Source organism: Stenotrophomonas sp. TWI1409 (assembly GCF_039673015.1).
In the GTDB taxonomy this organism is placed as follows: Bacteria; Pseudomonadota; Gammaproteobacteria; order Xanthomonadales; family Xanthomonadaceae; genus Stenotrophomonas; species Stenotrophomonas maltophilia_A.
The window spans coordinates 1-9983 of record NZ_JBDJKU010000100.1; the positions used below are offsets into that span (position 1 = coordinate 1).

Genomic DNA, 9983 nt, shown 5'->3' on the forward strand with positions numbered 1-9983 from the left:
TGGATGCGGCTGCCAAGCCTACAGGGACGTACTTGCGGCGTCCCCGCACTCCGACACCGCCCCGCCAACCCACGGAATGCCAGCTTTTGCTTTTGCTTTTGCTGTTGAGGTTGCCGGCCAGCGGCCGGCACTACCAGGGGTGCAGGGCGCAGCCCTGCCGAAAAACACACATAAAAAAACAGCAGGCCGAGGCCTGCTGTTTCGGTGTAATGGTGCGCCCGGAGAGATTCGAACTCCCGACCGCCTGGTTCGTAGCCAGGTACTCTATCCAACTGAGCTACGGGCGCCAATTACATAAACTTGTTGTGCTGACTGTGTATGGTGCGCCCGGAGAGATTCGAACTCCCGACCGCCTGGTTCGTAGCCAGGTACTCTATCCAACTGAGCTACGGGCGCGCGGTACACAATCAACTTACTGCTTAATTTTACTGCATTTCCAGCGGCGGATGCTGAAAACCTGTCGAGTGGTGCGCCCGGAGAGATTCGAACTCCCGACCGCCTGGTTCGTAGCCAGGTACTCTATCCAACTGAGCTACGGGCGCCCTGCGACAGGAGCGGAATTATGCGGATGTCGGCGCGTACCGTCAACAGTTTTGTGAAAATTTTCATCCAACTGAATGAAAAAGCTGTCAGCTACGGCCTCCGGCGCCTTCAGCCACGCGAAATGATCGGCGCGCGTGCCCAGTTCCTGCGCGGACAGCACGCGTAGCTGCGCGTCCACATTCGGCAGCTTCGCCAGCAGCGTCTGCATCGATCCGGTCGGTGCCAACCAGTCGTGCTCCATCAACACGGCCTGTGCGCTGCCATGCACGCGCGCCATCTGCGCATCGAGGTCTTCGTCCATGCCGGCCGCGGCGTAGTGGTTGTTCAGGCCAACGCGCGCCCAGTCGGCGATCAGCCCGCGCGCTTCGGTGCCACCGAAGCCGAGGCGCCGACCATGCAGCACGCCCTGGCGTTGCGCGATCCACGGCAGGAAACGATAGATCAGTGGCAGCAGCCAGCCACGCGGTGGCGGGAAGCCGCGCCAGAACGGTGAGCCGCTGGCGGCCAGCCACAGCCGGTTGAAGTGCTGCGGGTTGCGGCCGGCATGCACGCAGGCCAGCTGCCCGCCCAGACTGTGTCCACCGATGATCCAGGGCAGGGCGTCGGCGGCGTCATCCGCTGCGGCCAGGACGGCCTGGCTGGCCGGCAGATCCTGTTCGAGTACCTCGCGATAGCCCCAGTCCTGCGTGCGCGAGGGGCGCAGTGAGCTGCTGCCGTTGCCGCGCCACTCATGCAGGTAGACCGCCACGCCCTTCGCCGCCAGCGCCAATGCCAGTGGCATGTAGTGACGCGCGGCCACGCCCAGCGCTGGCAGCCACAGCAGGCGCGCGATGGGCTGTGCGGGCACGCAGGCGATCACTTCGTAGCGATGGCCGTCGTCGCACTGCACGGCGAGGACGCTCGACGTCAGGCTCATGCGTGCGGTGCCGCGCCGAAGTGATCGAGCACCAGCACCTCGCTGCGGCCAGGCGCGTAGCCCTGCTGCAGGCCGCGCGCAACGTAGTCGATGCCGGCTTCGCAGGCATTGGCCAGGCTCAGGCCGTTGCACAGCTGCGCGGCGATGGCCGAGGCGAGCGTGCAGCCTGTGCCATGTGCGTCCAGCGGCAGGCGTGCGTGGATGAATTCTTCGCTGCTGACGCCGTCGAAGTAGCGATCGATCACGCGGTTGCCTTCCTGCAGGTGGCCACCCTTGAGCAGGACTGCGCCGGCTCCGAGATCGAGCAGGGCAGAGGCAGCCTGTTCGGCGTCATCGCCGTTGGCGATCTTCCGGCCGATCAGGAGTTCTGCTTCCGGGGTATTGGGCGTAACCAGCGTCGCCAACGGCAGCAGGCGTTCGCGCATGGCCTTGAGCGCACTTTCCTCCAGCAGGCGCGCGCCGCTGGTGGCGACCATCACCGGGTCCAGCACCACGTGCGGCGGGCGATGTTTTTCCAGTGCGTCGGCGACCGCATGGATCACCTCGGCGTTGGCCAGCATGCCGAGTTTCACGGCATGGATATCGAAGTCATCGAAGCAGGCTTCGATCTGCGCCTGCAGGAATGCGATCGGTGGCACATGCACGGCGGTGACGCCACGGGTGTTCTGTGCAGTCAGCGCGGCGAACACGGCCAGGCCATGCACGCGGTGCGCGGCGAAGGCCTTGAGATCGGCAGGGACACCGGCGCCACCGCCGGAGTCGGAGCCGGCGATGGTGAGGGCGGAAACGGGAGTGGTCGGGCTCATTCGGCGATTGTGCCGTGGTCCAGCTGGGGAAGGTAGATCCACGCCATGCGTGGATGTCCTTGATTCAATGCCGCCAACGCGCCCACTGCTGGTACACCACATAACCCAGCCCGGTCAGGCCGGTCAGCAGGGCGGGGGCGAGCAGGGCGTCGTATTGCCAGCGCATGAACAACCAGGCGCCGAGGATGCCGCCGGCGAGGAAGCCGCTGATGATCAGGCCGCTGAGGGTCAGCCGCCGTACCTGCAGCGGCAGTCCGCGCAGCAGGTGGCCCAGGCCGATGCCGAGGTCGGTGAACATGCCGCTGAGGTGGGTGGTGCGCACCACCGCGCCACTGAAGGTGGTCGCCATCGCATTCTGCAGGCCGCAGGCCATGGCGGCGGCCAGTGCACCCCAGATCTGATGCTGTTCGAACAGCGGAATGGCCACCAGCAGCAGTGCCGATTCCAGCGCCAGCGCGACACCGTAGCGGCGGCCCAGCTGCAATGCGCTGTCCTGGATCAGCAGGCCGCTGAGCATCGCGCCCAGCGAAAACGCGATCAGCAATCCCCACAGGTGGCCGACCGCGCGCCAGTCACCCTGGGCCAGCGCCATGCCCAGCTGGCTGGTGCTGCCGGTCATGTGGCTGACCGCCTGGTGCTCGAAACCGAGGAAGCCGACCACGTTGACCATGCCGGCAACGCACGAGAGCGCGACCGCGCCGATCCAGACCCAGGTGGGCAGGCGTATTCCCATCGGCGGGGCCCCTCAGGGCCCGCCGAAGCCGCCGTTGAACTGCAGCTCGCTGAAGGTGTTGCTGGCCGGGTCGAATACCGCGCCCCAGAACTGCGTGCCGCCGTCACAGACGCGGATCGCTTCCCGTGCCGGGTTGATGCCGCTGTCGTCGGGCAGATGGAAGGCGTTGATGTAGATCAGACGCTTGCCGGCGCTTTCGATGCCGACGTACTGGCGGTCGAAGTCCAGCACCTTCGGTACCTGTGATTCCAGCGACGACAGCTGCGCTTCCAGCTGGTCGATCTGCTGCCGGCTGGGCGCCCAGTAACCACTGACCCGCCCGGCCTCGCGGCCGGGACTGGGGCGCGAGCAGGTATCGAGTACCTGCGCGGCGATGATCGGGCGGGTGACCACCCAGGATTGGCCGGTACGCTCGGCGGTCGGCACGCTGGCGGGGCCGCGCGTGGTGGTGCAGGCACCCAGGACGGCTGCGAGGGCGATCGCAGCCGTGGGCAGCAGCAGGCGGGTGCAGCGGTTCACAACACCTCCGAAGCGTAATCGGCCAGGCGTGAGCGTTCGCCTCGGCGCAGGGTGATGTGCGCACTATGCGGCCAGTTTTTGAAGCGATCCACCGCGTAGGTCAGGCCCGAGGTGGTCTCGGTCAGGTACGGGGTGTCGATCTGCTCGACGTTGCCCAGGCAGACGATCTTGGTGCCGGGGCCGGCACGGGTGATCAGCGTCTTCATCTGCTTGGGGGTGAGGTTCTGCGCCTCGTCCAGGATCAGGTAGCGCGACAGGAATGTGCGGCCGCGCATGAAGTTCATCGAGCGGATCTTGATGCGGCTGGCGAGCAGGTCGTTGGTCGCCTGGCGTCCCCAGGTGCCGCCTTCCTGGTTGTGCGTGAGCACTTCCAGGTTGTCGGTCAGTGCACCCATCCACGGCGTCATCTTCTCTTCCTCGGTGCCGGGCAGGAAGCCGATGTCCTCGCCGACGCTGACCGTGGCGCGGGTCATGATGATCTCGCGGTAGCGCTGCTGGTCCATCGTCTGCGCCAGGCCGGCGGCCAGCGCCAGCAGGGTCTTGCCGGTGCCGGCGGTACCCAGCAGCGTGACGAAGTCGATCTCCGGATCCATCAGTGCGTTGAGCGCGAAGTTCTGTTCTCGGTTGCGTGCGCTGATGCCCCACACGGCGTGGCTGCCGTGGCGGAAATCATCGACCAGTGACAGCACCACCTTGCCGTCGCCGACCACGCGGCTGACGCGCAGCTCGACTTCATCTTCGCCAGGCAGGTAGACGTACTGGTTCGGGTACCACTCCTCGCCATCCTGCGCCAGGATTTCGTAATGCGTGCGGCCCTTGTCGCTCCAGCTGCGCAGGTCATCGCCGTGGCGCTTCCAGAAGTCTTCCGGCAGCTCGGTGGCGCCGGTGTAGAGCAGGCTGAAATCGTCCAGCGCACGGTCGTTCTCGTAGTCCTCGGACACGATGCCGGCGATCGCGGCCTTGATCCGCAGGTTGATGTCCTTGGAAACGAACACCACCGGCAGGTCCGGGGTTTCTTCCTTCAGCGCCAGGATCGCGCCGAGGATGGCGTTGTCCGGGATGACCTTGCCGAAGCTCTTGCCGGCGTCGAAATGGCTGGTCTGGAAGCGCAGCTTGCCGGCGCTCTGCTTGCCGCGCAGCTGCAGGCCATTGGGTCGCTGCAGCGGAATGCCGTCGGCCAGGTTGTCCAGGCCGGATTCCTGCACCAGCTCGTTGAGGAAGCGGCTCACCTGGCGGGCGTTGCGGCTCGCTTCGGAGGTGCCCTTCTTGCCGTTGTCCAGCTCCTCGATCACCTGCATGGGCAGGTAGACGTCGTGCTCCTCGAATTTGAACAGCGCGGTGGGATCGTGCATCAGCACGTTGGTATCCAGCACGTAGATGCGCTTGCCTCGGGTCATCGTCGATTCCTGGTTACGGACAGGGAAAAACCACCACGGCCTGCTGCGGGGCAGGGTGATGGCAGACACAGTAGGCAGTGGGACTCACTTGGACTGGGAGGCCTTCAGTTCGGCGAGAACGGCATCGGCATGGCCGGCAACCTTGACCTTGCGCCAGGACTGCACGATGCGGCTGTCGGGGGAAATCAGGAAGGTGCTGCGTTCGATGCCACGTACCTGCTTGCCGTACATGTTCTTCATCTTGATCACGTCGAAGGCGCCGCACAGCGCTTCGTCGCCATCGCTGACCAAGGGGAAGTTGAAGCCCTGCTTGGCACAGAAGTTGTCGTGCGACTTCACCGAGTCGCGCGAGACACCGAGTACCACCGCGCCTGCCTTCTTGAATTTGGGCAGAAGTGCGTTGAAGTCGATGCCTTCGGTGGTGCAGCCGGGGGTGCTGTCCTTGGGATAGAAGTACAGCACCAGCCAGTGGCCGGCGTAGTCGCCGAGAGTGGCCTGTTCGCCACCGGACAGCGCCAGCGGCAGGGAGAGGGTGGTGCTGTCCAGGGTATCGCCGTTGTTCATGAGGTCCTTCTGTCGAGCCTGGGTTCTTTCTACGACAATTGCATGAAACGCCACGCGCCCGTGAGAGGCGCGCGAAGAATCAGAATTTCATCGGGTCCATGATCGCGTCCAGGTTCAGGTGGTCGCAGAATTCAAGGAAATCGTCGCGCAGCGCGGCGATGTGCATGTTGGCCGGCACGCCGATGGTGACCTGCGCGCTGAACATCTCCGCACCGGTCTGCATGGCGCGGTAGCGCGTGCTCTGCAGGTTCTCGATGGTGATGCCCTGGCGGTCGAAGAAATCGGCCAGCTGGAACAGGATGCCGGGCTTGTCGGCGGCGATCACTTCGACGATGTACGGCAGCAGGTTGGACTGCGCCTGCTTGGCGGCAGTGCGGTACCAGACCAGCTTCAGGCCCTCTTCGCGCTCCAGCCGGGTCAGCATCGCTTCCAGCTTGGCCACCGAGTCCCAGGAGCCGGTGGCCAGGGCGGTGACCGAGACATCGCGGCCGACCGTGGCCAGGCGTGCGTCCACCAGATTGCAGCCGCTGTCGGCAATGCGGCGGGTGACGGACAGCAGGGGGGACTCCGGATGCGTCGTGTAGGCGTTGATCAGGAGGTGGTTTTCGCTCGGCGCGGGGCGCGGGGTGGTGTCGGTCAAGGCGATTCCGGGTAATGCATGCGTTAGTCTGAATGCCCGCCAGAGGCGGGGATCCACCGGTGTCCAGCATACTTGCCCGTGCTTTCGCGCCGCAAGTAACATTCAGGTCGCCCCCGGCCTTTCGTGGCGGGCGTTTTCCCTTTCCAGCCAAGAGCAGCACGTCCTTGTCCCTTTCCGGCCTCATCACCGCGCTGGCGACCCCGTTCCGGGCCGACGGCGCCCTCGATCCCGACGGTTGGCAGCGCCTGCTGCACCTGCAACTGGAAGGTGGCGTCCATGGCGTTGTCGTAGCCGGCTCGACCGGTGAAGCAGCGACCCTCACCGATGCCGAGTACGACCTGCTGCTGGCCAGCGCGGTCGAGCGCATCGGCGGCCGCATCCCGGTCATGGCCGGTACCGGCCTGTCGGGCACCGCCAAGACCATCGAACAGACCCGCCGTGCCGCCGCGCTTGGCGCCAGCCACGCGCTGGTGGTCACCCCGCCGTACGTGCGGCCGACCCAGGCTGGCCTGATCGCCCACTACCGCGCGGTTGCCGACCAGGGCGGGCTACCGGTCGTGCTGTACAACGTGCCCGGCCGTACCGGGTGCGACATGCAGCCGGAGACCGTGGCCGAACTGGCCAGCCATCCCAACATCGTCGGCATCAAGGAGGCGGTGGGTGACACCGGCCGGGTGCAGGCGCTGCTCGCCCTGCGCAGCCCGCAGTTTGCCGTGTTCAGTGGCGACGACGGTACGGCCGCGCGCTCGATCCAGGCCGGTATCGATGGCCTGATCTCGGTCGGCTCCAACGTGCTGCCCGGCGCCTACCGCCGGATGTGCGAGCTGGCTGCCGCCCACGACCACGAAGCCACCGGGTCCTGGGATGCGCGCCTGCAGCCGTTCCATGATTTCTGCGGCGTTGAGCCGAACCCGATTCCGGTCAAGGCGTTGCTGCGCCGTATCGGCATCGGTCACGACCTGCGCCTGCCGCTGCTGCCGCTGTCGGTGGCGCACCATCCGGCGGCCGATCACCTTGCCGGCGACATCGCCGCCCTCGAAGCCCTTTCCAGCCACTGACCTTCCGTCTTGGTCTGACCCAGGAGATTCACATGCGTCAATCCGTATCCACCGTCCGCGTGCTGTCCTACGCCCTGCTTGCGGTGGCCGTTGCCGCCGGCACCACCGGCTGCTTCAAGCGTGGCGTCAAGGGCGACTACGCCCTGGCCCCGGAAATGCGTCCGCTGGAAGTGCCGCCGGACCTGAACCTGCCCAACGCCACCAGTGACAACAAGGTGCCGACCCTTGCCTCGGCGACCAAGCCGGCGGCCCCGGTGGCTGCGGCCCCGGCCGTGGGCAACACCGGTTTCACCATCGCCGGCGGCAAGGACGAGGCTTTCGCCAAGGTCGGCACCGCGCTGGAAGGCGTGGAAGGCGTGACCATCGCCAGCCGCGCGCAGCTGCTGGGCTCGTATGACGTGGCCTACGAAGGCAGCAACTTCCTGGTCCGCGTGGTCGCCGTCGATGCCGGCGCCTACATCTCCGCGGTCGACCCGCGTGGCCTGCCGGCCACTGCAGAAGCGCCGGTGAAGCTGATCGCCGCGCTCAAGGCAAAGCTGGCCCAGTAAGGGCCGGTCGGGTGGGTGCGGGCCCAGGTCCGCACGTGCCCGGGTAGAGGCCGACCTTGGTCGGCGCTTCTGTGCCAACCAAGGTTGGCACCTACCGGATCTTGCGGTTGGCACCTATCGGATCGCGCGGATGCTATCTGCCGAGCAACGAAAAAGGGCGCCATAGGCGCCCTTTTCGTTGCCGCAAGAGGCGCTTCTCAGCGCTCCAGCAGCTTCAGCTTGTCCGGCTTGCCGTCCCATTCGCCGGCGTCGGCGGGCGGGTCCTTGCGCACGGTCAGTACCGGCCACTCCTTCGCCAGCTCGGCGTTGAGGGCGACGAAGCTCTCCTGGCCGGCAGGAACATCGTCCTCCGGGAAGATCGCGTTGACCGGGCATTCCGGTTCGCAGAGGGTGCAGTCGATGCACTCATCCGGGTCGATCACCAGGAAGTTCGGGCCTTCGTGGAAGCAATCCACGGGGCATACTTCCACGCAATCGGTGTGTTTGCACTTGATGCAGTTTTCGGTGACGACAAAGGGCATGGGCTGGGGGTGGATCGATTCCTGAACCCGCCAATTCTAGAACAGGTTGGCCCCCGGTGTCGGCGCGGGGCGGAAATCGGGCGTCTGGCAGGCGCGGCCGTGGTGGTCGTTGGCGGCAGGGTGAGGCCTGTGCGACGCTGCGGGTCAGCCGGCTGCGTTGGATGGCCGGACCCCTTCCCAGCAGGATCGTTCATGTCCCCAGCTCAGCCCTACATCGCCTCCCATGGTGGTGAGAACACCGCATTCATCGTCCTGATCAGCTGCGTGGCCACGCTGGGTGGATTCCTGTTCGGCTTCGACAGTGGTGTCATCAATGGCACGGTCGACGGCCTGCGCCAGGCCTTCAACTCCAGCGAGGCGGCGCTCGGTTTCGAAGTGGCCTCGATGCTGCTGGGCTGCGCGATCGGTGCCTTCCTGGCCGGCTGGCTTGGGGATCGCCTGGGCCGTCGTGGCGTGCTGATTGCCTCGGCACTGATGTTCCTGGTCTCGGCGCTGGGCGCCGGTGCCGCTCACGCCTCCTGGCTGTTCATCGCCGCACGGGTGCTCGGCGGCTTCGCGGTGGGCGCGGCCAGCGTGATGTCGCCGGCCTACATTGCCGAGGTGGCCTCGGCGCGCTATCGCGGGCGTTTGGCCACGGTGCAGCAGATGGCGATCATCTGCGGCCTGTTCGCCGCCTTCCTCAGCAATTACCTGCTGGCCCGAGCTGCTGGGGCGTCAACCGAGCCGCTATGGCTGGGCCATGAGGCCTGGCGCTGGATGTTCTGGATGCAGGCGCTGCCGTCCGGGCTGTTCCTGCTGTTGTTGCTGGTGATTCCGGAAAGCCCGCGCTTCCTGGTCCTGAAGGGGCGTCAGCAGCAGGCGAGGGCGGTACTGTCGCGGCTGTACGGCGAGGCGGCAGCGGCGACCAAGCAGGCCGAGATCGAAGCCAGCCTGGCCCAGGATCAGCACAAGCCGCGCTTCAGCGACCTGCGCGACACGGTCACCGGCAAGCTGCGCCCGATCCTCTGGGTAGGCATTGGCCTGGCCATGTTCCAGCAGCTGGTCGGCATCAACGTGGTGTTCTATTACGGCGCGGTGCTGTGGCAGGCGGTGGGCTTCTCGGAAAGCGACGCGCTGCTGATCAACGTGCTGTCCGGCGCGCTGAGCATCGGCGCCTGCCTGCTGACGGTGCTGTTGATCGACCGCATCGGGCGCAAGCCGCTGCTGTGGATCGGCTCGGTTGGCATGTCGGTGGCGCTGGTGCTGATGGTGGTGGCGTTTGCCAGCGGCAGCCTGGCCGATGGTCGCCTGCAGCTGTCCGATGGCATGGGCCGGCTGGCGCTGGTTGCGGCCAACGTCTATGTGGTGTTCTTCAACATGTCCTGGGGCCCGGTGATGTGGGTGATGCTGGGCGAAATGTTCCCGAACCAGATCCGCGGCCCGGCGTTGGCCGTTGCTGGTGCGGCGCAGTGGACCTCGAATTTCGCGATCACCGTGACCTTCCCGATGCTGCTGGCCGGCATCGGCCTGGCCGGGGCCTACGGCATCTACGCTGTCGTTGCGATCCTCTCGATCTTCTTCGTGGTCCGTTACGTGCGCGAGACCAAGGGCAAGGAGCTGGAGCAGATGGAAGGCTGACGGCCGGCCTGTGTTTCAGCGCCTCCTTTCTCCGTGGGGAGGCTGCAGGCCAGCCGATCCAGGACACGCCGTATACCCATCCATGGGGGCTCGATGGCGCCATCCATGGCGCCAACGGTCC

11 protein-coding genes and 3 tRNA genes are annotated in these 9983 nt (G+C 66.1%); 3 read left to right on the forward strand and 11 right to left on the reverse strand.

The window, feature by feature from the left end; all coding sequences use genetic code 11:
* Positions 1-210: 210 nt before the first annotated feature.
* The 10 genes from ABE423_RS19565 to ABE423_RS19610 all read right to left on the reverse strand — a co-directional run bounded on the left by ABE423_RS19565 (position 211) and on the right by ABE423_RS19610 (position 6118).
* Positions 211-287, reverse strand: a tRNA-Arg gene (locus ABE423_RS19565).
* Between the two features lie 32 nt (positions 288-319).
* Positions 320-396, reverse strand: a tRNA-Arg gene (locus ABE423_RS19570).
* Positions 397-465: 69 nt separating this feature from the next.
* Positions 466-542: transfer RNA gene (locus ABE423_RS19575), tRNA-Arg, on the reverse strand.
* Positions 533-1459 (reverse strand): alpha/beta fold hydrolase, encoded by a 927-nt coding sequence (locus ABE423_RS19580; protein WP_346487236.1) that lies wholly within the window; start codon positions 1457-1459, stop codon positions 533-535. The genes ABE423_RS19575 and ABE423_RS19580 overlap by 10 nt, the downstream gene beginning before the upstream one ends.
* Positions 1456-2265 (reverse strand): bifunctional hydroxymethylpyrimidine kinase/phosphomethylpyrimidine kinase, encoded by an 810-nt coding sequence (thiD, locus tag ABE423_RS19585; RefSeq protein WP_049400932.1) that lies wholly within the window; start codon positions 2263-2265, stop codon positions 1456-1458. The genes ABE423_RS19580 and thiD overlap by 4 nt, the downstream gene beginning before the upstream one ends.
* 64 nt (positions 2266-2329) lie before the next feature.
* A complete protein-coding gene (locus ABE423_RS19590; protein WP_049463692.1) occupies positions 2330-2998 on the reverse strand; it encodes a YoaK family protein in 669 nt (222 codons plus the stop codon).
* Positions 2999-3010: 12 nt separating this feature from the next.
* Positions 3011-3517, reverse strand: a complete 507-nt coding sequence (locus ABE423_RS19595) for a hypothetical protein (RefSeq protein WP_032128845.1) — start codon at positions 3515-3517, stop codon at positions 3011-3013.
* The gene (locus ABE423_RS19600) at positions 3514-4914 is read right to left on the reverse strand and encodes a PhoH family protein (RefSeq protein WP_010484287.1); all 1401 of its coding nucleotides are present in this window, start codon (positions 4912-4914) and stop codon (positions 3514-3516) included. The genes ABE423_RS19595 and ABE423_RS19600 overlap by 4 nt, the downstream gene beginning before the upstream one ends.
* A gap of 84 nt (positions 4915-4998) precedes the next feature.
* Positions 4999-5478, reverse strand: coding sequence for a peroxiredoxin (locus ABE423_RS19605; protein WP_032128846.1), 480 nt, complete (start codon positions 5476-5478; stop codon positions 4999-5001).
* A gap of 79 nt (positions 5479-5557) precedes the next feature.
* Positions 5558-6118 (reverse strand): glycine cleavage system protein R, encoded by a 561-nt coding sequence (locus ABE423_RS19610; RefSeq protein ID WP_005409051.1) that lies wholly within the window; start codon positions 6116-6118, stop codon positions 5558-5560.
* Positions 6119-6282: 164 nt separating this feature from the next.
* On the opposite strand from ABE423_RS19610, the gene dapA reads away from it, so the two are divergent.
* Positions 6283-7176 (forward strand): 4-hydroxy-tetrahydrodipicolinate synthase, encoded by an 894-nt coding sequence (gene dapA, locus ABE423_RS19615; protein WP_049423505.1) that lies wholly within the window; start codon positions 6283-6285, stop codon positions 7174-7176.
* A gap of 32 nt (positions 7177-7208) precedes the next feature.
* The gene (locus tag ABE423_RS19620; protein ID WP_006432432.1) at positions 7209-7724 is read left to right on the forward strand and encodes a hypothetical protein; all 516 of its coding nucleotides are present in this window, start codon (positions 7209-7211) and stop codon (positions 7722-7724) included.
* 197 nt (positions 7725-7921) lie between these two features.
* Here ABE423_RS19620 and fdxA read toward each other — a convergent pair whose 3' ends face one another.
* A complete protein-coding gene (fdxA, locus tag ABE423_RS19625) occupies positions 7922-8245 on the reverse strand; it encodes a ferredoxin FdxA (RefSeq protein WP_004153066.1) in 324 nt (107 codons plus the stop codon).
* 192 nt (positions 8246-8437) lie between these two features.
* On the opposite strand from fdxA, the gene ABE423_RS19630 reads away from it, so the two are divergent.
* Positions 8438-9862, forward strand: coding sequence for a sugar porter family MFS transporter (locus ABE423_RS19630; RefSeq protein WP_125895933.1), 1425 nt, complete (start codon positions 8438-8440; stop codon positions 9860-9862).
* Positions 9863-9983 lie beyond the last annotated feature (121 nt).

Bases quoted from the DNA above. Each gene is read 5' to 3' on its own strand.
- ABE423_RS19580 (WP_346487236.1), bottom strand. From the start codon at position 1,459: ATGAGCCTGACGTCGAGCGTCCTCGCCGTGCAGTGCGACGACGGCCAT.
- thiD (WP_049400932.1), bottom strand. From the start codon at position 2,265: ATGAGCCCGACCACTCCCGTTTCCGCCCTCACCATCGCCGGCTCCGAC.
- ABE423_RS19590 (WP_049463692.1), bottom strand. From the start codon at position 2,998: ATGGGAATACGCCTGCCCACCTGGGTCTGGATCGGCGCGGTCGCGCTC.
- ABE423_RS19600 (WP_010484287.1), bottom strand. From the start codon at position 4,914: ATGACCCGAGGCAAGCGCATCTACGTGCTGGATACCAACGTGCTGATG.
- ABE423_RS19605 (WP_032128846.1), bottom strand. From the start codon at position 5,478: ATGAACAACGGCGATACCCTGGACAGCACCACCCTCTCCCTGCCGCTG.
- ABE423_RS19620 (WP_006432432.1), top strand. From the start codon at position 7,209: ATGCGTCAATCCGTATCCACCGTCCGCGTGCTGTCCTACGCCCTGCTT.
- fdxA (WP_004153066.1), bottom strand. From the start codon at position 8,245: ATGCCCTTTGTCGTCACCGAAAACTGCATCAAGTGCAAACACACCGAT.
- ABE423_RS19630 (WP_125895933.1), top strand. From the start codon at position 8,438: ATGTCCCCAGCTCAGCCCTACATCGCCTCCCATGGTGGTGAGAACACC.